The following is a 23,933-nucleotide window of genomic DNA, read 5'->3' on the forward strand; positions in this document are numbered from 1 at the left end:
TACTAAAATTAGTATAGAATGAAGGAGCGAATAATTTGGAAGAGAAAAAGCTAAAAAGAATTCTTGAATATGTATGGATCGCGGTTGTGCTCCTTGTAGGATATTATTTCTTAAAAGAAAAAAGTATATGGGTTCTATTTTTAATGACGTTTTTATTAGCGGGTTTAGGCACGTTATTTATTAATTTCTTCTTTGATAGTTTAAATGCATGGAAGAAGAAAAAGAAGGGAACGAAGTAAAGGAGGGAATATATGCAAAAGTGGAAGCTCATATATCAGGTGATTATTTTTCTATTACTTGTAGGTATTGGAATTGTTAAATACGCAACGCCAATAGGAAATTGGGCATGGTTTACAGCTTGCATCGGCATATTCATCATTTTACAATCGTTGACGAAAAAAAATAATAAGATATGAAGGTAGCTCGCCGTTTTATCGGCGAGCTACTTTGTTATGCTTTTTTCTTTTCATCATTTGTTTTTTCAATAGCTAAATGACTATGTTTTCTAGAGTAGAAGAAATAGAAGCATAAGCCGACTATAAGCCAAACTGCAAAGCTAATCCATGTTGTTTTAGACAAATTGATCATTAAATATAAGCAGCAAAGAATCGCGACAACTGGTAATACAGGTACGAAAGGTGTACGGAATCCACGTTTTAAATCAGGATGTGTTTTTCGTAAAATAAGTACTGCGCAGCAAACGAATGTAAAGGCTGTTAACGTGCCGATGTTTACTAAATTCGCTAGCAAATGTAAATCTAAAAGTCCTGCTAATAAAGCGGCAACAACGCCAGTAATCCACGTATTTAATAAAGGGATTTTTACTCTTTTATTTACACGTGCTAGCGCTTTTGGAAGTAGACCGTCACGGCTCATTGCATACGAAACGCGAACTTGTCCATACATAACGACTAAGAGAACGGTTGTCATTCCAGTCATCGCTCCGACAGCGAGTAGTCCTGCAATTGTATCCTCACCAACGAAATGCAATGCAAATGCAACTGGATCAGAGACGTCTAATTGCGTATAAGGAACCATACCTGTTAAAACGAAAGATACAATCATATATAAAACAGTACAAATAAGAAGAGAACCGATAATACCAATTGGTAAGTCACGCTGCGGTTTTTTCGTTTCTTCTGCAGCGGTTGCGATTGCATCAAATCCTAAGAAGGCGAAGAACACAGTGGCAGCCCCAGTAATAATACCGTCGTATCCGAATGGGATGAACGGTGTCCAATTTTCAGGTTTTACATATTTTGCACCTGCTACGATAAAGGCAATGATAACAGCTAGTTTAATAAGAACCATAATATTATTAATGCGTGCACTTTCACGTATACCAAAACTTAAAAGGCCAGTAATAAGAAGTAAAATGCAGACAGCTGGTAAATCGATGAGACCACCTTTTCCTACGCCGGGGGCCGAGGCGATTATGGCGGGCAGGTGTATATTGAATCCTTGTAGTAATGATTGCAAATAACCAGACCAACCGACAGCTACTGCTGCAACGGCAAGTAAATATTCGAGCATTAAACACCATCCGACGATGAAGGCGACGATTTCTCCGACTGTCATATATGCGTAAGTATACACACTTCCTGAGACAGGAATAGAAGAAGCAAATTCAGCATAACAAAAGGCTACACAAGCACAAGTAAATGCAGCAATAAGGAATGATAGCATAATACCAGGACCAGAATGTTTTGCTGCAACAATACCTGTTAATACAAAGATCCCTGTCCCAATTACGGCGCCGATCCCTAAAAATGTTAAATCGAGTGCAGTTAATGTTCTATCTAGCTGCTTTGGTGATTCAGTACTAAGCGCTTTTTTTCGTAATAATGACTTCACTGTGGACTCTCCCCCCGTTTTTTCATTTCCATAACTGCGACTATAGTATGAGCCCATTAAAAAAGAGTATGTAAGGAAATGGAGGTACAGTTATGGTATGTAGTTTTTTAAAATTGCTGGATTAATCTTAATATAATTCAGAATATTTTGTCAAATAAAAATATGACAAATAAAATTCGGATCAATAGGGGAAACTACTTGCAGAAATGGACGGGGGTTAACGACCCACTGATTAAAGTTAAAGTAGGAGCAGATGCTATGTTATTTTATTTTGAACTTGTCGTCATTTTACTTTGTACGAAATTAGCTGGTGACATTAGCGTGAGACTTGGTCAGCCTTCTGTACTTGGTAAGTTAATTGTCGGTATTATTATCGGTCCGGCTGTACTTGGTATTATTAATAGTTCTGAACTAATTGATGAACTGAGTGAGATTGGTGTTTTGTTACTTATGTTTATGGCAGGACTTGAAACAGATTTAGAAGAGTTAAACCGGAACTTGAAATCTTCATTTGCAGTAGCGGCTGGTGGAATTATTTTTCCTTTCATCGGTGGTTATGTAACAGGATTGCTGTTTGGATTAATACAGTCCCATGCCATTTTTTTAGGGTTATTACTTTGCGCAACATCGGTTAGTATTACGGTCCAGACGCTACGTGATCTAGGAAAAATGAATACGAGAGAAAGTACAACAATTTTAGGTGCTGCCGTATTTGATGATGTCATTGTCGTTATTTTATTGGCATTTGTAATGAGTTTTTTAGGAACACAAGATGTGAATATAACACTTGTCATTGCAAAGAAAATTATTTTCTTTGTAAGTATTGTTTTTATTGCTTGGAAAGTCGTTCCTTGGATTATGAAAATGCTTGTACCGCTTCGTGTAACAGAAGCGTTAATTAGCGCGGCTCTTATTATTTGCTTTTCTTTTTCTTATTACAGTGAAATGATGGGAATTGCAGGTATTATTGGAGCATTTGCCGCGGGAATTGCTATTTCTCAAACAGAGTATAAGCATGAAGTGGAACATAAAATTGAACCGATTGCTTATGCAATATTTGTTCCAGTATTCTTCGTAAGTATCGGAATGGAAATTACATTTCAAGGCATTGGAAGCCAGCTTTGGTTCATTATTATTATGACTCTCATTGCGATTTTCACAAAGTTAATCGGATCAGGTTTAGGAGCAAGGCTGACAGGGTTTAACCTCCAATCTTCTATTAGTATTGGCGCGGGGATGGTATCACGTGGTGAAGTAGCGCTTATCATCGCTGCAAATGGACTTACGGCGAATTTATTAGCGAAAGAAAATTTCACAGCGATTGTTATTGTTGTTATATTGACGACGATTATTACACCGCCACTTTTGAAGAAATATTTTGTATAGAGAGGAAGGGCTTATCTGATGTAGGTAAGCTCTTTTTTTATTCCCAAAAGCAATGATCATATAGCATGAAGGGTTTGTAATTATGGTAAAATCTATGTATGTGATATGACAAGGAGAGGGAAGTGTGAAGATTACGAAGGAGAAGGTTATCGGTGTAATCGTACTTATTGTAGTATGTATACCATTTACTGCATGGAAAGAATCAAAAGTGAAAGATTTTCCGGTTTCTATTTTTTCGGAAGAAGCAGATGGTGAGTACGGTCAGAAGCTGAAATATACTGCTTTTTTACCTGATGTTGCGATTTGGATGAACGGTTGGGAAAAGAAGTGGACAGAAGGGGAAAGAACTGTTTATCAAAAAGGGAATCGCATTGTAAATGTGTTTCATCCTCCTGGCGATGATGGTTATTACCTTCTTGAAGCAAGAGAAAATAAGTGAACGCAACCGTAAGAAGTGGAGGTTAAATAGTGAAAGCTTCAACATTACTATTTAAAATTGAAAGTAATATGGATCAATTTTCACCAGCTGAGAAGAAGGTTGCCATGTACATAATGGAGAATGCAGAAATTGTACCGAATTTAACGACGAAAGAAGTGTCAACGAATGCAGGCGCAAGTGAAGCGAGTGTCGTTCGCTTTTGTAAATCGATTGGAATCGGAAGTTTTAAAGCATTTAAGATAGCACTCGTTCGTGAATTAACGATTGCTGATTATAATATAAATGATTTTTCAGTGATGAATACGGAAGATGGACCGTACGATTTGTTTAATAAAGTCACTTATGTGAATAAAGCTGCGATTGAGGCGAGTGTTACTGCGATAGATAAGAAGGAACTTGAGAAAGCTGCAGATCGTATTGTCAAAGCAGATAAAATTATATTTTACGGAGTAGGCGGATCAGCTACGCCAGCAATGGACGGGGCTTATAAATTTACGCGGCTTGGATTTACAGCGATGATGCTATCTGATTTTCATATGATGTTGCCGCTTGTGACAAATTTAAAAGAAGGCGATATATTTGTTGCGATTTCAACATCTGGTCGAACGAGAGATGTGCTTGAAATGGCGCAGTATGCAAAGAGACAAGATGCAACTGTTATTGGAATTACGAAGCTAGATCAATCATCCCCCCTATATAAAGAAGCGGACATTCGTCTTTGTATGCCAGATGTAGAACAAGATCATCGTATTGCAAGTATTGCGTCGAGAATGACGCAACTGAATATGATTGATGCTTTATATGTGATTACTTTCAACCGAATTGGCAATAAAGTATTGGATCAATTTATGGAGACGCGAGAAGAAGCGTTGCGGTTACGGAAGTTAAAGTAGAAGAAAAGATGAGGAGACTCATCTTTTTTATTATCTTTGACACAAATATGTCATTTTATGAAATTTTATTTCATAAAATAAGAAAGGGTTATTGATTTTTAGTTTCTTAAAGTTATAATAAAAGTGTGAAATATAATTTCAAAGAGGGTGGCAATATGTTAGAAAATTTATCGACAGAACATCGTAATGAGAAAACAATGAATCTGGATGAAATGAGTATAAAAGAAGTGTTGCAAAGTATGAATGGAGAAGATCGAACTGTTGCGTTAGCAGTTGAAAAAGAGATAGAACAAATTGAAAAGGTTGTACAGACTGTTATTAAATCTTTTGAAGAAGAGGGACGCTTAATTTACATTGGTGCTGGTACGAGTGGTCGTTTAGGTATTCTAGATGCAGTGGAATGTCCGCCGACATTTGGTACGGATGATAAAATGGTGCAAGGATTTATAGCAGGTGGATTGAAAGCGTTTACTAAAGCGGTGGAAGGTGCCGAAGATCGCGAAGAGTTAGCAGAAGAAGATTTAAAAAGTATTGGATTAAATGAGAAAGATACAGTGATTGGAATTGCTGCAAGTGGCAGAACTCCTTACGTAATTGGCGGCTTGAAATACGCACAGAGCGTAGGAGCGAGTACAGCGAGTATTTCTTGTAATAAAAATGCTGAAATAAGTAAATATGCAAAGTTAAATGTGGAAGTAGAGACAGGTGCAGAAATATTAACAGGATCAACGCGTTTAAAAGCTGGTACAGCACAAAAATTAGTGCTGAATATGATTTCAACAGCTTCGATGATTGGTGTAGGAAAAGTATATAAAAACTTAATGGTAGATGTTCAATCCACAAATGAAAAGTTAGTAGAACGGTCAAAACGAATTATTGTGGAAGCAACAGGCGCTAGTTATGAAGTAGCGGCAGAGTATTATGAAAAGGCAGAACGTAACGTAAAAGCTGCCATTGTTATGGTGTTGTTGCAGTGTGAGTATGGGGAAGCACTGGAGAAACTAAAATACGCAAAAGGGTTTGTGAAGAAAGCATTATAAAGTAATAGGGAGGGGGATTCTATTATGAAGAAAGAAGAGAGAATGGCCAAGGAAATTTCGGAGCAACTTGGGGGAATAAAAAATATTCGTAGTATTGCTCATTGCATGACGAGACTACGTTTAACGCTTCATGATGAAAGTAAAGTAAATATGGACCTTTTGAAAAAAGTTGAAGGCGTTATGGGCGTTATAGAAGATGAGACTCTTCAAGTTGTCGTTGGTCCAGGAACAGTAAATAAAGTAGCAGCTGAAATGGAAGGTTTGACAGGACTACGAATTGGTGAGGTAGCAGATCATCACCTTGAAGATATTGGGCAAGAGATGAAATCAGAGATTAAGAAGAAAAATAATACACCGGTGAAAAACTTTTTACGAAAAATAGGAAGTATTTTCATCCCATTAATTCCGGGGCTTGTTGCGTCAGGAATTATAAACGGGGTTGCTAACTTTGCGAAAAATGCTGGTGCTGATCCAAATGCAACGTGGTTACAAATGTTACTACTCATTGGCGGCGGTATCTTTACATTCTTAGGAATTTTAGTCGGCTGGAATACAGCGAAAGAATTTGGCGGGACACCGGTTCTTGGGGCAATTGCTGGTATTTTAATTTTCAACCCGGCGATGGCAAACGTAAAATTGTTTGGTGAAGCATTAGTGCCCGGACGGGGCGGATTGTTTGCAGTTATTTTTGCAGCATGGCTTATGGTTGTAGTGGAAAGACAAGTTCGAAAAGCAGTGCCAAATGCAGTTGATATTATCGTGACACCACTCATTACTGTATTAGTTGTAAGTATCGTAACGATGTTAGCCATTCAGCCATTAGCAGGTTTCTTATCAGATGGTATTACGAGCGGAATTAATGCTATTTTAAATATTGGCGGAGCATTTGCTGGCGCAGTACTTGCGGGAACATTTTTACCTCTCGTTATGGTCGGATTGCATCACGGTTTAACACCAATTCATATGGAATTTATTAATCAAACACACGTAACACCTTTATTACCAGTGCTCGCAATGGCTGGTGCTGGCCAAGTGGGCGCAGCAATTGCGATTTATGTGAAAACAAAAAACAAACGACTTCGTAACGTAATTAAAGGTGGATTGCCAGTTGGCTTTTTAGGAATTGGTGAGCCGTTATTATACGGGGTGACATTACCACTTGGGAAACCGTTTATTACTGCTTGTTTAGGAGCGGCTGTCGGTGGTGCATTCCAAGCAGTTATGCAAACAGCTTCTCTTGGAATTGGCGTATCAGGGCTATCTTTAATTCCTTTAATTGCTGACAATAAATATTTACTCTATTTCTTAGGTTTAGTAATTGCATATGCTTTCGGATTTATCTTTACGTACTTCTTCGGATTTAAAGAAGAAATGGCAGAAAACATATAGAGAAAGGGATTCCTTTCTCTTTTTCTATTAATAGAAAGGGAGATTTATATGATCGGAGTTTCCATTTATCTTTCAAAAGAACGAGTAGAGAAACAAGAAGAGTGGTTAAAAGTAGCGAAGGAAAATGGGTTTACATCTATTTTTACATCACTGCACATTCCAGAAGATGATCCAAATACGTATAAAGAGTTAATTCAAATATTAGGGAAACAAGCTCTTGCACATGAAATGGAGCTAATGGTTGATGTTTCTCCAAAATCGTTACACCATTTAGGGCTAACATATGAAAATGTGGAAGAGCTATTGGACTGGGGCATTACCGGTTTAAGAATGGATTACGGCATTGCGCCAAAAGAAATTGCAAGCGTATCTCATAAGATGAAAGTAGCTTTAAATGCGAGTACGATTACAAATTCATTTTGGAAAGAATTACTTGCAGAACATATAAGAGTAGAGAATGTAGAAGCATGGCATAATTTTTACCCACGTCCAGAGACAGGACTAGCAAAGTCCTTCTTACAAAAACAAAATCAATATTTACAGAAGTGCGGAATAAAGACGATGGCATTTATTCCAGGAGATGCGGAAAAACGAGGTCCGTTATATGAAGGGTTACCAACGTTAGAAAAACATCGCAATATGCGCCCGCTTGAAGCGTATTTAGAACTTGTTCAAGATTGTGGTGTTGATAAAGTATTGATTGGAGATATAAGCGCAAGTTTGGAAAGTATGCAAGAAGTAGCTAGTGCGAGTAGAGGGATTATTCCATTGCGTTACAAATCATTTATAACTGATAAAGAAGTATTAAAAGTGGTGGAGCAAGTGCATACAAATAGACTAGATTCGGCTCGTGATGTTATTCGATCTGTAGAATCAAGGGAAAGAAACAGAGTGGTTTTACAGCCGATGCATACAATTGTAAGAAAGAAAGGCAGCATTACAATTGATAATGAATTGTACGGTAGATATGCAGGGGAGATGCAAGTTGCTACACATGATTTACCTGTAGATGAGAAAGTGAATGTTTTTGGAATGGTTGTGGAAGAGGACGTTTCTTTACTGCCTTATATTGGTGCTGGAAAAATGTTTCAACTTTTTCTATGCGATAGAATAAAAGCTTGAATTAGCGCTATTTTGTAAGAAAACATTATCCGTAAAAGGGATAATGTTTTTTGTTTTCTTTAAAAAAGTATTTGACGAATGAAATAAAATACCGTATTGTTTTGACTTGTGAATAAAAGTTCACCATAACAAAACAAAAAGGAGAGTTCAAAATGAATCAATATATTGGGAATTTAATTATTCGTATCGTGTTAGGAGTTACGTTCTTTGCACACGGTTTAGCAAAGTTTCAATCAGGTATCGATAATGTAGCAGGATGGTTTACAAGCATCGGTTTACCAGGTGGCCTTGCATACGGCGTAGCAACTGTAGAATTAGTTGGTGGTATATTATTAATTATCGGTTTAGGTGTACGATATGTAGGATTGTTATTCGCTCTTATTTTAGCTGGAGCTATCGTAAAGGTAAATGGAGCAGCAGGTTTATTAGGAGATGGAAAGAATCCAGGATATGAATTAGATCTTGCATTATTATCAATGGGTGCGTATTTATTCGTAGTAAAAGCAGAAGGATATGTAGATCGTTTCTTAAAAGAGAAAGTAATGAAAACGAAGTAAATTTTATTTATAAATTGTTGACTTGAAGAATTATTGTAACTATAATGATTACAACTAATGAATTGCGAATGAAACAATTTAAATATTTTTTCACACAAGATGTAACTACATTGGTTACGTCTTGTGTGAAAATAAATAAACGGGAGGAAGTAATATGCCTAAATCAAATTTAGAAATTATTCAAAGCACGTATGAAGGATCAGCTTCTTCGAATGCAAAGCATTTAGCAAAAGCCTTCTCTGAAAAAGTGGAATGGACAGAGGCAGAAGGTTTCCCGTACGGCGGAACATATAAAGGCGTAGAAGCTATAATGGAAAATGTATTTAGCCGTTTAGGATCAGAATGGGATGATTATAAAGCAAGTGTAAATACATATCATGAAGTAAACGGAAAAGATGTAATCATTGCTGAAGGTATGTATTCTGGAGTTTATAAAGAAACAGGAAAATCATTTGAAGCAGAATTTGTTCATGTATGGCAGCTTGAAAATGGAAAAATCGTGAAGTTTAAGCAATATGTAGATAGTCATATTGTTAGGGAAGCGATGAAGAGCTAATGCTTTTTAAATGGATTGTAGGTATATGTATTACCATTATGGTAATCATCTCTTCTATAGTTGGCGGAAAGAAATTGCTTGCATATGTGGAAAAAGAAAATACAAATATTCAAACCGAGCGAGCGGCAAACGAAAAAGAGAAAAAAGCTGCAGAAGAAGCTCCGCAAATTAGTGAAGGTGAAATTATTTCTACTATGCATAAAATGGTCCACCAAAAGGTAAAATCCTCTGAAAAATGGGGATTTGTAGAAATGTCAAAAAAGGAAATTTCTAATGTAAAAAGAGATATTGAAAATAGTACAGGTTTTCAATATAAAATGAAGTTATTTTCTATTATAAATAGATGGGAAAAAGGAGATTTTTCTCAAACCGTTGAGGAACATAACTTTTTATGGAGCCTTCAAGGTGGAGATACTGGCAAGGCGACGGAACGTTTATCGCCAGAAGAGGAAAAACAGTATATAAAAGAAATGAAGAGTAAATAAAAACATCGCCACTTGGATGACGATGTTTTTTCATTAAGAATGTTTTCGCATTAAAGCTCTAGTTGGCTGAACAGCGACAGTTTTGAAATGAGAAAATAAATAACATCCTGTTACAACGACAATTGTTCCTAAAATTTGTATCCACGTTAATTCTTCTCCGAGGAATATGAATGCTAAAATGGCTGTGAAAATTGGATTGAAGTTTAGAAAAATACCTGATGTAGTTGCACCTAATTTTTGTACACCAATATTCCAAAATACCATACAAAGAACTGTCGAAATAAGCCCGGTATATAAAAGTGATGTGATGAAAGAAGTATTTATATTTGAAACAGTGAAGCTACCTATGTTAAACGGGAGTAATAAAATAACGCCGAAAATACCAGAGTACAACGTTGCCATAAGTGGTGTAGTTGTTTTTGTTGCCCATTTACTACAAACAGAATAGATTCCCCAAATACAGACTGCTGCAATCATCCATAAATCACCGCTATTAAAATGTAGTGAAAATAAAAGCGAGAAATCACCTTTTAATAGGACGAGGATAACCCCGAAGAATGAAAGAATCATGGATAGGATTTGAAGTGTATTTACTTTTTCTTTTAGAAATAATACTGAAAATAATGCGATTGAAATTGCATTCAAAGTAGAGATAAGACCTACATTCGTAGCGGATGTTTTTTCTAATGCTAAAAATTGAAAGATGTTAAAAAGAGCGACCCCTGAAATTCCCATCAATATTAAAGGAAGTATTGCGGTACGTGGTGGAAGGATTTTCTTTTCTTTAAACCATACCATTGGTAATAAACAAACAATCGCAATCATCCATCTTAAATTTGTCAGTGTCATCGGCGATGCATGATCGACGAGTGATTTTCCAACGACAAAATTTCCTCCCCATAATAAGCTCGTTAGTAATAGTAAAAAGACGTAAAAATAAGGCATGCTAAAATCCCCTTTTTTATAATCAATACGAATTGTAAATAATTTTAGCATTTTTCTTTATTGTATAATATATTCTTTTGTATAATGGTAAAAACTCGATAAAATATTTATCTGTGAATGATATTTACAGAATGATATTCAGTTTTGGATAAATTATAAGGTGTTTTTTCGAATAATCATCGGTAAGAAAAAAGGGGGAATTGTAATGGAGTCGTCTGTTATTAAAGTGTTGGATGATTTGGATGTACAAATTTTAGATATATTGCAGAAGGAGTCACAAGTAAGTAATGCAGAGCTGGCACGTCGCGTTAATTTATCACCGGCTGCGATGCATGCAAGAATAAAAAGGTTAGATGGGGAAGGGTTCATCGATAAGCAAGTTGCGATTTTAAATCAAGAAAAGCTTGGGTTTGATTTATTATGTTTTATTTTTATGAGTACAAATATTCATCAATTTGACAAGCTGGAAGTGTTGGAGAAAGAATTAGAATCGATGCCGGAAGTGTTAGAATGTCACTGTTTAACAGGAGAGTACGATTATTTATTAAAGGTTGCAAATCGTGATCGTAAAGAACTAGAGCAGTTTATTAGAAAGCTGAATAAGCTTGGTATTACAAGGATACAGACAAGTTTAGCACTTCGTGAAATTAAATATTCGACGGTATTGCCGATACGAAATGAGGAACCGAGCATCAATTAGATTGCTTGGTTTTTTGTTTGTATAAATTGATTGACGAGGAGAAAAGAGAGATGTATTATTATATAAAATTATGAATTAAAATTCATTTGAAGTTATAAATATTAATATCGAGGGCAAGGGGATGTAATATGAAAATCTGTAATGCGGTGACGAGTGATGTGAAAGAAATTTATAGTCTTATTGAGGTTTATGCAAAAGAGGGAGTTGTTTTACCACGTTCTCTTTTGTCTCTTTATCAATATTTGCAATGTTTATATGTTATGAAAGAAGACGAGAGAATTGTTGGAGTTGCTGGATTACATGTATTAGGGGAAGATCTTGCAGAAATACGATCGTTAGTAGTTTCGCATACATATGCAGGGAAAGGGATAGGGCGTATGCTCGTAAATCATGTAATGGAGGAAGCTACGAAAATAAATGTAAGAAGAGTAATTTCCTTAACATATAAAACAGTATTTTTTCAAAAGTGTGGATTTGATTTTGTAAATAAAGAAACGTTGCCAGAGAAAGTATGGATTGATTGTAGACATTGCCCAAAGGTGGATTATTGTGATGAAGTGGCGATGGTGCGGTATGTTGGATGAAAAATTTATTGGGAAAAAGTTCCCACTATTATTTACATATATAGTGGGAATATATATTTCCATAAGAAATGGACAGGTTATTAAGAATTTGAATTCTTTTGTCTCACGGCAAAATTATAAAGTGGATCTTTAAGTTCATAGTTATACGTTAAACCGTCAACAATTCCTACAACTTTATCATTATCATAAAGATCGAGCATAAATTGTGCCATTTGTTTTGCAGTGTGGAATTTTGGTACAACATTATCGTATTGGAATTCATCAATATCAAATGAACGCTTCGCAAATTCTGTTTCAGTTGCAGCAGGAGCTAAAACTTTTGCTTGCAGTTTTGCGCTTTGTTCTTTCAGTTCGTGAGACAGCCCTTCTGTAAAGGCACTTACATAGAATTTCGTAGCGCAATACGTAACAGCATCAGCAACAATCGTGTATCCGCCACCCGATGAAACGTTAATAAGCTGTGTTCCATCAACCATTGAATAATCTCGAACGAAAAGAGAAGAGAGTATTGTTAGTGCTTCTATATTGACATGCAACATCGTCTCTATTTTATTTAAATTTTGTTCAGCAATTGAGGCGAAATTACCAAAACCTGCGTTGTTAATCCACGTTTCAATTTGAAAAGCTTGTAGGCTTTCATAAAGTTTATAAACATCTTCAGTCACAGATAAATCAGTTTTTCGAATGACAACATCCAACTCAGGATGCATTTCGTTAATTTTCAATTTTAATCCGTTTAATTCTTCTTGTCTTCGAGCTACAAGTACTAAATTTTTTCCGCGAGATGCAAATGCTAAAGCTGCTTCATAACCAATTCCGGAACTTGCACCAGTAATAACCGTGTATTTCATATAAAATCCCCCTAAATTCAAATTCATTTATGGTTAGATTGTATTTGTTAGAGTATACTCTAAGTCAAATGTTTTTTATAAATTTGATACGGTTATAAAATATATGAGGGTAAGCATGTGAAGGGAGTTTTAGTATGTACACAATTAGCGAGGTAGCAAAGTTATTAGGCATGAGCACACATACACTACGTTATTATGAAAAGGAAAATATATTAATTGCAAATCGTGATACAAATGGAAATCGACTTTACGAAGAGTCACATATAAAGTGGTTGCAGTTTGTAATGAAATTAAAACAAACGCAAATGCCAATAGCGAAAATAAGAGAATACGCTAGATTATATACAGAAGGGGAGCATACAACAGAAGCTCGTTTACAGCTCCTAGAAGATCATAGGAAATCTATTCAGATTCAAAGAGAAAACTTAGAAGTTACAGAGAAGATGCTTGAGAATAAAATTAGTGCATACAAAAACTCATTGGAAAATAAATAGATGGTTGATCTATGAGTATTTCATCATAGTGTGCGGACAAATAAAAAAGAGCAGCTAGCAAAAGCTAACTGCTCCATTCAAGGGATCTCTCCAAGGGGGAGTGGAGAAAATATTATGTTACTAGCAGTATTGACAGATTATTGAGAAATATACAAATCGGATGAAAGAAATTTTAAATAAACTTTCGGCATTGACAGTTTTTAAAATGTTCATGTACAATATATATGAATGACATTCAGTCATTTTTATGTGACAGGATGCAGTTAGCTTAGAAATGGAACAAATACAATGGTAAATGAGGATGATAGTTGTTTTTATATAGTATTGATGAAAGAGTATATTTTTTTAAAACAAAATGACTGATAGTCAGTCATGAGGGGTGAGAGGCATGAAAAATAGAGCTTGGTTATATGTCATATTAACATGTATTTTTGAAATTTTTTGGGTGTTTGGTTTTAATACGGCTAATACTTGGTGGCATTGGATTATTATTTTAGGAGTTATCGCTGTTGATTTTCACTTCCTTTCTAAAGCGTGTGAACATCTTGCAACAGGGACTGTATATGCTGTTTTCGCCGGAGCTGGTACGGTAGGTACTTTCTTAATGGATGTATTTCTTTTCGGCGGAAGTTTCAGTGTAGGGAAGTTATTCTTTATCGTGATGGTTGTAGCTGGCGTTATCGGTTTAAAGCTAGCTGATAATAAAGAAGAAACTGTGGAAGGAGCTGCTTAAAGATGGGTTGGTTTTTCGTATTTTGTGCTGCAATTAGTGAAATAGTCGGTGTGATAGGACTTAAAATGTATAGTAAAGATAAAACATTAGCCAATGGTGCGATTTATATAGGCGGGTTTGCTACATCCTTCGCATTCTTGTATACATCTTTCTTATTTTTACAAGTCAGTGTCGCGTATGCGGTTTGGATTGGTATTGGAACAGCAGGTGCAGTTTTGTTAAACATGTTCTTGTTTGGTGAGTCGAAAAGTAAAGCGCGTATTATTAGTGTGTTTCTTATTGTATGTGGAGTGACAGGATTAAAGGCACTTTCTTAAAGATATATTGTATTTTTATCTCCTAATTGTTTATTAGGAGATTTTATTATAAAAAAATGATTTCCTCTTAGAGTTCACTATCATTGACAGTACAATCGATTATCTTATAAAATGAGTGACAGTCATTCAATATGCGTGTGAAAGGGTTTAGATGATGAATAAAAAAGAGAAAATTGTCTATGCAGCGATTGAAGTGTTTCAGGAAAAGGGCGTCGAAAAAACGAAGATTTCTGATATCGTGAAATTAGCTGGCATTGCGCAAGGAACTTTCTATTTATATTTTCCTTCTAAGCTATCTGTTATGCCTGCAATAGCAGAAGTGATGGTTGAAAAGATGATACTTGCAGTGAAAGAGAAAGTACAAAAAGATGTACCTTTTTCAAATAAAGTGGCACAAGTAATCGATGCGGTGTTTCAATTTATAGAGGAATACCGTGAAATACAAGCTTTAATGTATGCGGGTCTTGCATCTACAGAACATATAAAAGAGTGGGAAGCTGTGTATGAGCCTCTTTATATGTGGTTAAGCGAATTTTTAAGTGAGGCGAAAGAAGCTGGTGAAATTCGTGATTCGGTTCACGCAGAACGAACAGCGAAGTTATTTATCGCTCTTGTTGAATCAGCAGCGGAACAAGTTTATTTATATGATCATAAAGATGATGATCAAGTGGATTTGCAAAAGGCAGAAGTACTAGATTTTTTAACACATGCACTACATATAAAGAAGTAGTAAGATGAACCTGTCTGAAAAGGTAGGTTCATTTTTGAGGAAAACTGAATGATAGTCATTCACCTAATGCTTATGTATGTGTGGAAGGATAGAGTGAAATTCTAATGAGTGGAGGCATCCTCACTCATTACTAGCCCGCAAAGAGCAGGATAAAGAAAAAGCTTCTTGGGTATTATTTTTTGAGAGGAACTTACGGGAAGAGGTGTTAAAAAGTGAAGAAACCGATAAAAGAACAAAAGATGGTATTGGTCATTCTTTTGAGTAATATATTTATCGCTTTTTTAGGGATTGGATTAATCATTCCGGTTATGCCGTCCTTTATGAATGATATGCATTTAACAGGGAAGACGATGGGATATCTCGTTGCAGTATTTGCAATGGCACAGCTCATTACTTCACCTATTACAGGCCGGTGGGTTGATCTTTACGGTAGGAAGAAAATGATAATCATTGGATTATTTATTTTTGGTGTTTCAGAGCTTCTTTTTGGATTGGGAAAAGATGTATGGATGCTTTATGTAGCAAGGGTGTTAGGCGGAATTAGTGCTGCGTTTATTATGCCTGGTGTTACGGCATATGTTGCGGATATTACATCTATTCAGGAACGTCCAAAGGCAATGGGATACTTATCTGCAGCGATTAGTACTGGATTCATTATAGGGCCTGGAATCGGCGGATTTATTGCAGAATACGGTATACGTGTGCCGTTTTTCGTTGCAGCAGCAATTGCCTTTATAGCATGTGTGATTTCGATATTTATTTTAAAAGAACCGTTAACGAAAGAAGAACTTGCAGAGATTTCTTCTAATACGAAAGAATCAAGTTTTATTGGTGATTTAAAGAAATCATTACATCCAATGTATGCAATTGCATTTATTATCGTATTTGTACTCGCATTCGGATTATCAGCATATGAAACAGTGTTTAGCTTGTTCTCTGATCATAAATTTGGTTTCTCGCCGAAAGATATTGCAGCAATTATTACAATTAGTTCAATCTTTGGGGTAGTTGTGCAAGTATTTATGTTTGGCAAATTGGTAGACATGTTCGGTGAAAAAGTATTAATCCAAATATGTTTAATTGTAGGTGCAGTATTAGCATTCGTCTCAACTGTAGTCTCTAATTATTGGCTTGTACTTCTCGTTACTTGCTTCATTTTCTTAGCATTTGATTTACTTCGTCCAGCTTTAACGACGTTTTTGTCAAAAGCAGCTGGAAAAGAACAGGGATTCGTTGCTGGTATGAACTCGACTTATACGAGTTTAGGCAATATTGCAGGACCAGCGATGGGCGGAATATTATTTGATATGAATATTCATTATCCATATGCATTTTCAGGCGTTGTTTTAATAGTTGGTCTCGGCATTACATTTATGTGGAGAGAGAAACAGTTGGCTGAAAGTTTTGCGAAGTAATAAAACCCCTTACGACGGTAAGGGGTTTTTGTTTTATCCTGATTAAGGTTTCATTTTATAAACTTAATCCAAACCGTTTTAATTCAATAAAAATCCCCTCTAATTGCTTTCCTTTATCCGTTAATGTGTACTCTACACGAGGCGGAACTTCTGGATATACTTTTCTCGTTATAATGCCTTGAGACTCTAATTCTTTTAGTCGAAGCGATAATGTTTTTGGACTAATACCATCCATTGATTTTTGTAAATCACTAAAGCGTAATGTTCCTTCGATAAGAAGATCACGAATGATTAAAAACGTCCATTTTGTACTAATTACATCAAGCGTTTTAGCGATAGGACAAGGTATGCCAGGTAAACCTTTCGTTAATTCAGTTGGATCTATATTGTTCATGGAACTAGCCTCCATAAAATTTTTTTGGATGAATTTGCTTTATAGTATCACAAAACTATACTTTTGGTAACTATATGAAAAAAATATCACTACTTCCATAAAGGAAGTTATTGCATATACAATAGCAATACGAAACAAAGAGGATTTATATAAGGAGGTGGTGATTTCCATGGGGATAAAAAAGTTATTTGGAGTTCTTAGTTTGTTTGTTATTTGTATTGTGCTTGTAGCATGCGGTGTGGAAGAGAAAACTGAAGTCCAGTTATTAAAAGAAATGCCAAAGCCAAAAGCAATGACAATCGATCCCTCACTAAGTAAAAAAGAAGCGACAGAAATGGTTCATGCGGCGCAGCGTTTTTATGCATTTTGGGATACAGGTAAGGAGGAACTTATTCCGCAGACTGTTACTAAAGATTTCTTCGATAATACATTGCCGAAAGGGCGACCACAAGGCATTGAAGGATTAAAGTTTGCAGCGCAAAATTTTCGTAAAGTTGTGCCTGATATACATTGCGAGATTGAAGACTTATTAGTTGTTGGTGATAAAGTAACAGCCCGTCTTTCTTTTACAGGAACGCATAATGGTAAGAAAATTAATTTTTTTGCGATTGATATTTTACATGTGAAAGACGGAAAGATAACGGAAGATTGGCATTTAGAAGATAATCTTACACTACAGCAGCAACTCGGCTTAATAGCCGAAGAGTAGATCATATAGGGGAGAGAAAAACGATGAAAAATATATTTATTATAAATGGACATGAAAAATACGGTACAAAGGAAGGACGATTAAATAGAACGTTAGTAGATTATATGGTTACTGTATTAGGCGAGAATCATCATGTGAAAACAACAACGATTCAAGATGGTTACAATATTAAAGAAGAACAAGATAAGTTTTTATGGGCCGATGTTGTTATTTATCAAACACCGATTTATTGGTTTAGTGTTCCAGGCTTATTTAAAACGTATATGGATGAAGTATATGAATACGGTTTGTTCTTTAAAGGTGCAGATGAATATGGAACAGGTGGTTTATTAAAAGAGAAAGAGTATATGTTCTCTACAACTTGGAATGCACCTGAAAAAGCATTTGGAGATAAGACGAAGTTCTTTGAAGGAGAAAGTTTAGAATCAGCGCTTAGTCATTTACACCGCGTGCAAAAGTTTCTCGGTATGAGTCCGTTAAAGAGTTTTGCTTGTTATGATGTGGTGAAGAATCCGGATATAGAACAATATTTATTGAACTTGAAAGATCACTTAGATAGAGTAATTAAATAATAGTTTATATTTGTATGTGAAGAAGGTACTACTAAGGATGTAGTACCTTCTCCTTTTATAAAAACTCACACTTTAATACGTGGATGGCTGTATCCATAACTTCGCAAAATTTGCCCAACCAAATGAATCAATTGTTACGTTTTTTAAAGAAGAAGGGTATGTTTTTCTTTTTAAAACGTGATAGTTAAATAAAATGATGTGTTCTGCTTGTAAAAACTCTTCAATCTCATACATGAGTTCATAACGCTTTTCTTTATTTTCTTCTAGTAAAAATGTATCTAGTAAACAGTTAATTTGTTTTTCGTAGTGCGGGTCCATGAACCGATTTACGAAGCAACTTTTATTTTTAAATACATTTAAGAATGCAATTTCATGATTGGCAGCAAAGACTTCTCCCATGAAAATAATATCAGCATGTTTATCAATAGAGCGATCCATATAATCTGAAACGGGAAATGGGTGAAGCTCTACTTGTATACCTAAACTTTCACATCGTTCTTTTAAGAAATATGCATCATTTGCACTATCTTTAAATGCGAAGAAGTAAATATGTATCGTTTCTCCATTATATGTACTCTTTTGCAAATACTCTTTTGCCTTTTCTAAAGAGTAGGATCTTCTTGTTGCAAGGCGGCTTCTATCAGGGAAAAAGCTTGATGCAGCAATTGTTCGTCTACCCTCTATGCTACGAAGTATCGTTTCAACATCATATAGTTCTCTCCAAGCTTTTCGAAAGTAAATGTCGTGGTGGGGACCAGGTTTTGTAAAGTTAAAGCCAGCATAAATGCAGCCTATTTCTTCTACTTGTATGTCGTACCTTTCATTTTCTTCTTCGTTTGGTAGTTCATAATCAGCATCTATTTGCACATGGTCAGGAATACCCCAAAATTCAATACGGTCTAATAACGCGCGCTCTTTAAAATAATGGTTGAACGCTTCGAGTACGATATTATCTTCAGAGTAATGAGCAAGTTTGAAAGGTCCAGTACCTATATAATGATGATTTTGAATACTCGTATCACGCGGTAAAATTGCGAGCTGCATGGAACTTACATAGTGTAAGAAAAATAAATTTGGTTTTGCTAAATGGAATCGAATTTGCAGTGGTGATGGTGTTTCAATTTGAATAATTTCTTCTGTTAACCATTCGAAAGGGGATTGAACTTGCTTTAGTCTTTCGAATGAAAATTGTACATCTTTAGAAGTTAAAATTGTTTCGTTATGAAAATATATATCTTTTCGTAAATAAAAGGTCCACGTAAGTCCATCTTCACTTAATTCCCACGTATGCGCAATGTGAGGCTCCATTTTTTCAGTAACATCGTTATAGACGACTAACGTATCAAAAATTTGACTCGTAAGATGGCTCTCTGTAGTTACAGCCACAAAAGCCGGATCTAATGGGAAAATCTTTCTCGATATAGGAATCTTTAATACGTCGTACATATCATTTGAAGGTTCGTATCCAAAATGATGATGTAGTTTATTCTCTATCTTTTTTTGAAGTGCAAGGGGTAGGGGTTCTTTTAAAAGAAGAAAAACATCCTTTAATTTTTCTTGCGCTAACAGTTCATCTGTATGGGATTCAATTGCTTCTACGAAATTATGTACAAATAGAATTTCCGTTTTATTTCCGCGGCCTCGACCTGGAGTCCAGCGAATTAATTGTTCCTCGCTCATTTTCTTTAATAAAATCTTTACGTTTTTCGTACTGCAATATAAAACATCCGCTAATTCTTGTAAGCTATTTCGCATATGTTGTTGATCTTGTGCATGTAGTCTTAGTCTAATGTAATATTCCATAATTTTCATATATACACTTCCTTCTATCATAAAAGGGGAAACTCTTTAGAATATTCTAACCTTTTTCTTCCTTTTTTTCAAAGTAAAATAAGTAAGCATAAGGAGGGGGAAACAATGGAATTTTGGAGTATGCATCGAAATATAAAAATTAGAATTATAACTTCGTTTTTAACACGTACTGTGTCCACGATGATTTTTCCATTTATGGCGATTTATTTTTCAATAAAGTTAGGTAGTGCGATTGCTGGTGCGTTACTACTTATTAATGTCATAGCTTCATTAGTAATTGGTTTATACGGTGGATATGTTGGAGACCGGCTTGGGCGTAAAAAGGTTATGATTATCGGTCAAAGTATACAAGTCATTTCCATTGCTTGTATGGGAGTTGCGAATTCGGATTACGTTGACTCACCATGGCTAACATTTGTGTTTATGTTAGTGAATAGTTTAGGCTCTGGACTTATGAATCCTGCGACAGAGGCGATGTTAATTGATGTGAGTACACCTGAAAATCGAAAAGTGATGTACAGCATTAACTACTGGGCGATTAATTTATCCATTGCAATTGGAGCAATATTTGGTGGATTACTATTTGAAAACTATAGATTACAATTGTTTATCGTATTAACTCTTGTTGCAATTATTACTTTATATGTAATGGCTGTATATATGGAAGAAGTGTATGTAGCGAGAAAAACGGTGGAGAAGAAAAATATATTAAAAGATATGGCGGATAGTTATAAAGTCGTAATGAAAGATAGAGCGTTTTTAATTTTTTGTGCAGCGAGTATATGTACATTATCGTTAGAGTTTCAAATTAATAATTATTTAGGGGTACGTTTGCAGAAGGAATTTGAAACAGTACAATTTTTCTTCAGTAATGGTTTTACGTTTGATTTAACGGGTATTCGAATGCTGAGCTGGATTTCTGCAGAGAATACAATTTTAGTTGTGTTATGTTCAGCACTTCTTATTAAAATGCTGAAAAGCTTCAACGATTTGAAAATCTTATATGTAGGTTTATTCATTTATACAATTGGATTTACAATACTCGGAACGAGCAATAGCTTATGGATTTTATTAATTGCAGGGCTTTTCCAAACGGTAGGTGAGATGATGTATGTGCCAGTGCGTCAATCTATTATGGCAGATATGGTGCCAAATGAGGCAAGAGGTTCTTATATGGCGATTAACGGAATGGTCTTTCAAGTGGCAAAAATGAACGGGGCATTAGGTGTTATGCTAGGTTCATTTATTGCATCTTGGGGCATGAGTGCTCTGTACTTTATCGTTGGTATGAGCAGTATTTTACTATTTATGAAAGCGATAGGGAAAGAGAAGTATGAGGATGAGAGAAATGTTTCTCAAATTGGATGAAACTATATAAAAGCGAACCAGCTATACTGGGATTCGCTTTTTATATAATTTTTAGAACGGATCAACTTCAGCTAAATTTGGAGTGGTATTCGGCTGTAGCAAAAGATTTTTTAATGTTCCTACTTCAGAAAGAGCGACTAATATGTAGCCACTAATCAGTACAATAAGCCCAATGACGCGTAACGTTTGTAAGCTCACTTCATTATTATTCGTTTCCGTTGCATTTGGGGGCGTTGAAGGTGGATTGTTATTCATAAATAAGGCTCCCATCTTTTGTATTTATATATGTGCGAAATCATTATTTAACTTATGGATAGGAATTATATAGTCATTTTCACTATATGAGAACTGCCTATGAAAAGTGATAAGGAATTTTTGGGTGAGAAAAGGGGGGAATCCAAAAGATCATTAAAACTGAACTTTTGGATTCCCCTCTTTTTATTTATCTTGCTATTTGTGGTGGTCGGATTTCCTGTAAACGACCAGTTGGTGAGGGCTAATTAATCAGTGGGGGGATGAATAAAACCCCACTGATTAATTATTTTCATGTAAATAAAAGGAGGTTAGTTAACCAAAGTAGTTATCCTAATATACGCAACGATTCTTCAATAAACGCTGGGATGTCCTCTGGCTGTCTACTTGTGACTAGCTGATTTTGACATACGACAACCTCTTTGTCATGAAAGTTCCCGCCGGCATTTTTTAAATCGACTTCAATAGATTTATATCCAGTTACATCACGTCCTTCAAGTGTTTGTGCAGTGATGAGTAGCTGAGGTCCGTGACAAATAGCGAAAACAGGTTTTTCCGCATCCATAAATGCTTTACTAAAGCGTACAAAACGCTCATCTGCACGGAGTATATCAGGGGAAAATCCACCTGGTATGAAGAGGGCATCAAAGTTCTCTGGAGAAACATCATCAATACTTTTATCAATGACGACTTCACTTTTTCCTTGCTTACTGTGTACTGTTTTCCCTTTTTCCATTTCAATGGTTGTTAATTCATATTCCTTTTGATTAAAAGCTGCTACCGGCTTTGTGTATTCTGTGTCCTCGAAATAATCCGTTATTAAAATAGCAATTTTTTTACTCATTGCATTCAGCTCCTTACATTATATTGTCGGTTCCAGAATCATCCTTGAGCAATGCCTGTTATAAAGTGAAACTTTAATTCATATTTTTTCATTCCCTCCACTTTCTTTGCTCTGTTAATTTAATAAATACCCTTTTTATTAGGACGTAAACATGTATTATCGTTTTTGTATGTAAAAATCATAAAATATCGGTTGTTTCAGTGATTCTTGTTTGAGGAAGCAAAATAAAAAAGCCAAGGAGATAATTTATTTGCTCCTTGGTTTTTAAGATATTTCTTTTCGTTAAAACGAAGAAACGCGTTGCTTCGTTTTTGGTACAATAATAAATTTGATCCAGAGTAACCCGACAATCATAATGATAAGGCTATGTAAAAATTGACCTGTAGCAATGAGTATAACACTCGAAAATACAATGAGTTGAATGCTTAGCAATATAAAGATTAAGCTAAGAAATTGCTTCATCCTTTCTTCAGTATGGATTGGATATAATGCTACAATAATATTTCCCGAAAAATATTTCCACAGTGAACGGAGCTGCATAGAAATCATATATAGAACGATGTAAGCGATAGCGCCTTTTACGTATATATTTGGTATGAAATATAAGGCGAAAGCACCGATCAATCCTAAGCGAATATATATACCGAAATAATCATTTCCACGTAAAAATGCTAGTGTATGTAAGTAGAAGAAAGTTGCTCGTTTTTTATGTAATAAAGGTTCAATCCAATTTGTAAGCCATTTTCTTTTATTTACTTGTTTATTCAGTTGCGGAACATCTGTGAAAATGCTAGCAAATTGATAAAAACGAACGTTCATTTTTTCTTCTTGCTCGATTATGTAATCCCAAGGTATTCGTTTTGTAGGCTGTTTTTTCGTATATAGAAGTAGGAAAGCAAGTAGTAAGAGTAGTCCGCCCAATATGAGAACATTTGCGGAATAAAACAGCATGAAAATGATTAGGGCGTTACAAGTAATACGAATGATTAGCCATATGTTTTTTTCGTGACTATCACGCCACATCCAATGTATGTACATGTTCCAGGCTTTCGTAATCATTAACATGATAAAGATTGTACATAAAAAAGGAACCGTTAATTGCAATGATTGCATAGCAAGTGGAACGAGAATAAGGAACGTAAATAATAATGGGAAAAGCTGAATGATGTAATTGTATAGAAGAGATTTTTTGAAATAAGATGTTAATTTCTCTTCTAGTGCTAGTAAATAGACAGCATCAGGTTTTTGAATAAATGTACGGATAGGGCATCTCGTTATAATGAATGTAAGTACAATCGTTATAATTATTAAAGATATTCCTTTAGAAGGAGATGCTTTTAGAAACTGAGCATAATAATATGCACCAACGCATGAAATAAAGATAAAGCTATATAGTAAACCGTTAATCATACGTGCAAAGTATGTAATGATATTTTGAATATGTTGTTGGAAGCGACTGCTCCATAGCGATTCGATTGACATGTTTTTCACC

29 protein-coding genes are annotated in these 23,933 nt (G+C 35.3%); 21 read left to right on the top strand and 8 right to left on the bottom strand.

Annotated elements, in window-relative coordinates:
- Window positions 1-35: 35 nt before the first annotated feature.
- Together ACTJJY_RS17550 and ACTJJY_RS17555 are read left to right on the top strand one after the other, a co-directional pair.
- Entirely contained in the window at window positions 36-239 is a 204-nt protein-coding gene (locus tag ACTJJY_RS17550) for a hypothetical protein (protein WP_000391504.1), read from the top strand.
- Window positions 240-251: 12 nt separating this feature from the next.
- The gene (locus tag ACTJJY_RS17555) at window positions 252-416 is read left to right on the top strand and encodes a hypothetical protein (RefSeq protein WP_377821356.1); all 165 of its coding nucleotides are present in this window, start codon (window positions 252-254) and stop codon (window positions 414-416) included.
- A gap of 34 nt (window positions 417-450) precedes the next feature.
- Here the strand turns inward: ACTJJY_RS17555 and ACTJJY_RS17560 are convergent, their stop codons facing one another.
- Window positions 451-1,854, bottom strand: coding sequence for an amino acid permease (locus tag ACTJJY_RS17560; protein WP_440606131.1), 1,404 nt, complete (start codon window positions 1,852-1,854; stop codon window positions 451-453).
- Between the two features lie 162 nt (window positions 1,855-2,016).
- On the opposite strand from ACTJJY_RS17560, the gene ACTJJY_RS17565 reads away from it, so the two are divergent.
- From ACTJJY_RS17565 to ACTJJY_RS17605, 9 genes are all read left to right on the top strand, one after another.
- Window positions 2,017-3,240: a cation:proton antiporter gene (locus ACTJJY_RS17565; RefSeq protein ID WP_071731171.1), complete on the top strand. Its 1,224-nt coding sequence runs from the start codon at window positions 2,017-2,019 to the stop codon at window positions 3,238-3,240.
- 124 nt (window positions 3,241-3,364) lie between these two features.
- Entirely contained in the window at window positions 3,365-3,679 is a 315-nt protein-coding gene (locus ACTJJY_RS17570) for an outer surface protein (RefSeq protein ID WP_322359996.1), read from the top strand.
- A gap of 29 nt (window positions 3,680-3,708) precedes the next feature.
- A complete protein-coding gene (locus ACTJJY_RS17575) occupies window positions 3,709-4,572 on the top strand; it encodes a MurR/RpiR family transcriptional regulator (protein ID WP_440606132.1) in 864 nt (287 codons plus the stop codon).
- 155 nt (window positions 4,573-4,727) lie between these two features.
- Entirely contained in the window at window positions 4,728-5,612 is an 885-nt protein-coding gene (murQ, locus tag ACTJJY_RS17580) for an N-acetylmuramic acid 6-phosphate etherase (protein ID WP_000892367.1), read from the top strand.
- A gap of 24 nt (window positions 5,613-5,636) precedes the next feature.
- Complete coding sequence (locus tag ACTJJY_RS17585; RefSeq protein ID WP_000711293.1) at window positions 5,637-7,001, top strand: PTS transporter subunit EIIC; 1,365 nt, start codon at window positions 5,637-5,639, stop codon at window positions 6,999-7,001.
- Window positions 7,002-7,049: 48 nt separating this feature from the next.
- The gene (locus ACTJJY_RS17590; protein WP_440606133.1) at window positions 7,050-8,123 is read left to right on the top strand and encodes a DUF871 domain-containing protein; all 1,074 of its coding nucleotides are present in this window, start codon (window positions 7,050-7,052) and stop codon (window positions 8,121-8,123) included.
- A 152-nt stretch (window positions 8,124-8,275) separates the two neighbouring features.
- Complete coding sequence (locus ACTJJY_RS17595) at window positions 8,276-8,680, top strand: DoxX family protein (RefSeq protein ID WP_001077751.1); 405 nt, start codon at window positions 8,276-8,278, stop codon at window positions 8,678-8,680.
- A gap of 154 nt (window positions 8,681-8,834) precedes the next feature.
- Window positions 8,835-9,236, top strand: coding sequence for a nuclear transport factor 2 family protein (locus tag ACTJJY_RS17600; RefSeq protein ID WP_440606134.1), 402 nt, complete (start codon window positions 8,835-8,837; stop codon window positions 9,234-9,236).
- On the top strand, window positions 9,236-9,721 hold the full coding sequence (locus ACTJJY_RS17605; RefSeq protein ID WP_106823056.1) for a PRK06770 family protein: 486 nt from the start codon (window positions 9,236-9,238) through the stop codon (window positions 9,719-9,721). The genes ACTJJY_RS17600 and ACTJJY_RS17605 overlap by 1 nt, the downstream gene beginning before the upstream one ends.
- 33 nt (window positions 9,722-9,754) lie before the next feature.
- Here ACTJJY_RS17605 and ACTJJY_RS17610 read toward each other — a convergent pair whose 3' ends face one another.
- A complete protein-coding gene (locus tag ACTJJY_RS17610; protein WP_001146238.1) occupies window positions 9,755-10,666 on the bottom strand; it encodes a DMT family transporter in 912 nt (303 codons plus the stop codon).
- Window positions 10,667-10,871: 205 nt separating this feature from the next.
- Between ACTJJY_RS17610 and ACTJJY_RS17615 the strand changes: the two genes are divergently transcribed.
- Window positions 10,872-11,366, top strand: a complete 495-nt coding sequence (locus ACTJJY_RS17615; protein WP_000446098.1) for an Lrp/AsnC family transcriptional regulator — start codon at window positions 10,872-10,874, stop codon at window positions 11,364-11,366.
- Window positions 11,367-11,494: 128 nt separating this feature from the next.
- A complete protein-coding gene (locus ACTJJY_RS17620; RefSeq protein WP_440606135.1) occupies window positions 11,495-11,950 on the top strand; it encodes an N-acetyltransferase in 456 nt (151 codons plus the stop codon).
- Window positions 11,951-12,030: 80 nt separating this feature from the next.
- On the opposite strand, the gene ACTJJY_RS17625 is transcribed toward ACTJJY_RS17620, so the two are convergent.
- The gene (locus ACTJJY_RS17625; protein ID WP_078994542.1) at window positions 12,031-12,801 is read right to left on the bottom strand and encodes an SDR family NAD(P)-dependent oxidoreductase; all 771 of its coding nucleotides are present in this window, start codon (window positions 12,799-12,801) and stop codon (window positions 12,031-12,033) included.
- Window positions 12,802-12,935: 134 nt separating this feature from the next.
- Between ACTJJY_RS17625 and ACTJJY_RS17630 the strand changes: the two genes are divergently transcribed.
- From ACTJJY_RS17630 to ACTJJY_RS17650, 5 genes are all read left to right on the top strand, one after another.
- Window positions 12,936-13,295, top strand: coding sequence for a MerR family transcriptional regulator (locus ACTJJY_RS17630; RefSeq protein WP_000288061.1), 360 nt, complete (start codon window positions 12,936-12,938; stop codon window positions 13,293-13,295).
- Window positions 13,296-13,683: 388 nt separating this feature from the next.
- Window positions 13,684-14,028: a DMT family transporter gene (locus ACTJJY_RS17635; protein WP_000796022.1), complete on the top strand. Its 345-nt coding sequence runs from the start codon at window positions 13,684-13,686 to the stop codon at window positions 14,026-14,028.
- 2 nt (window positions 14,029-14,030) lie between these two features.
- Complete coding sequence (locus ACTJJY_RS17640; protein ID WP_000539671.1) at window positions 14,031-14,345, top strand: DMT family transporter; 315 nt, start codon at window positions 14,031-14,033, stop codon at window positions 14,343-14,345.
- Between the two features lie 151 nt (window positions 14,346-14,496).
- Complete coding sequence (locus tag ACTJJY_RS17645; RefSeq protein ID WP_440042445.1) at window positions 14,497-15,075, top strand: TetR family transcriptional regulator; 579 nt, start codon at window positions 14,497-14,499, stop codon at window positions 15,073-15,075.
- A 212-nt stretch (window positions 15,076-15,287) separates the two neighbouring features.
- Window positions 15,288-16,490: an MFS transporter gene (locus ACTJJY_RS17650; RefSeq protein ID WP_440606136.1), complete on the top strand. Its 1,203-nt coding sequence runs from the start codon at window positions 15,288-15,290 to the stop codon at window positions 16,488-16,490.
- A gap of 55 nt (window positions 16,491-16,545) precedes the next feature.
- Here ACTJJY_RS17650 and ACTJJY_RS17655 read toward each other — a convergent pair whose 3' ends face one another.
- Window positions 16,546-16,884 carry a winged helix-turn-helix transcriptional regulator gene (locus ACTJJY_RS17655; protein WP_440606137.1) on the bottom strand — a complete coding sequence of 113 codons (339 nt, stop codon included), beginning with the start codon at window positions 16,882-16,884 and terminating at the stop codon, window positions 16,546-16,548.
- Window positions 16,885-17,053: 169 nt separating this feature from the next.
- Between ACTJJY_RS17655 and ACTJJY_RS17660 the strand changes: the two genes are divergently transcribed.
- Together ACTJJY_RS17660 and ACTJJY_RS17665 are read left to right on the top strand one after the other, a co-directional pair.
- The gene (locus ACTJJY_RS17660; RefSeq protein WP_440606138.1) at window positions 17,054-17,593 is read left to right on the top strand and encodes an ester cyclase; all 540 of its coding nucleotides are present in this window, start codon (window positions 17,054-17,056) and stop codon (window positions 17,591-17,593) included.
- 23 nt (window positions 17,594-17,616) lie between these two features.
- Complete coding sequence (locus ACTJJY_RS17665) at window positions 17,617-18,165, top strand: NAD(P)H-dependent oxidoreductase (protein WP_006917044.1); 549 nt, start codon at window positions 17,617-17,619, stop codon at window positions 18,163-18,165.
- Between the two features lie 72 nt (window positions 18,166-18,237).
- Here the strand turns inward: ACTJJY_RS17665 and ACTJJY_RS17670 are convergent, their stop codons facing one another.
- On the bottom strand, window positions 18,238-19,998 hold the full coding sequence (locus tag ACTJJY_RS17670) for an SgrR family transcriptional regulator (protein WP_440606139.1): 1,761 nt from the start codon (window positions 19,996-19,998) through the stop codon (window positions 18,238-18,240).
- 84 nt (window positions 19,999-20,082) lie between these two features.
- Between ACTJJY_RS17670 and ACTJJY_RS17675 the strand changes: the two genes are divergently transcribed.
- Window positions 20,083-21,345, top strand: a complete 1,263-nt coding sequence (locus ACTJJY_RS17675; protein ID WP_440606140.1) for an MDR family MFS transporter — start codon at window positions 20,083-20,085, stop codon at window positions 21,343-21,345.
- Between the two features lie 51 nt (window positions 21,346-21,396).
- On the opposite strand, the gene ACTJJY_RS17680 is transcribed toward ACTJJY_RS17675, so the two are convergent.
- The 3 genes from ACTJJY_RS17680 to ACTJJY_RS17690 form a co-directional block, all read right to left on the bottom strand.
- Window positions 21,397-21,600 (bottom strand): hypothetical protein, encoded by a 204-nt coding sequence (locus ACTJJY_RS17680; RefSeq protein WP_023521249.1) that lies wholly within the window; start codon window positions 21,598-21,600, stop codon window positions 21,397-21,399.
- Window positions 21,601-21,925: 325 nt separating this feature from the next.
- Window positions 21,926-22,441, bottom strand: coding sequence for a type 1 glutamine amidotransferase domain-containing protein (locus tag ACTJJY_RS17685; RefSeq protein WP_440606141.1), 516 nt, complete (start codon window positions 22,439-22,441; stop codon window positions 21,926-21,928).
- 282 nt (window positions 22,442-22,723) lie between these two features.
- Window positions 22,724-23,923 carry an ABC transporter permease gene (locus tag ACTJJY_RS17690; protein WP_440606142.1) on the bottom strand — a complete coding sequence of 400 codons (1,200 nt, stop codon included), beginning with the start codon at window positions 23,921-23,923 and terminating at the stop codon, window positions 22,724-22,726.
- Between the last annotated feature and the right edge of the window lie 10 nt (window positions 23,924-23,933).

Source organism: Bacillus sp. 22475 (genome assembly GCF_052044835.1).
In the GTDB taxonomy this organism is placed as follows: domain Bacteria; phylum Bacillota; class Bacilli; order Bacillales; family Bacillaceae_G; genus Bacillus_A; species Bacillus_A cereus.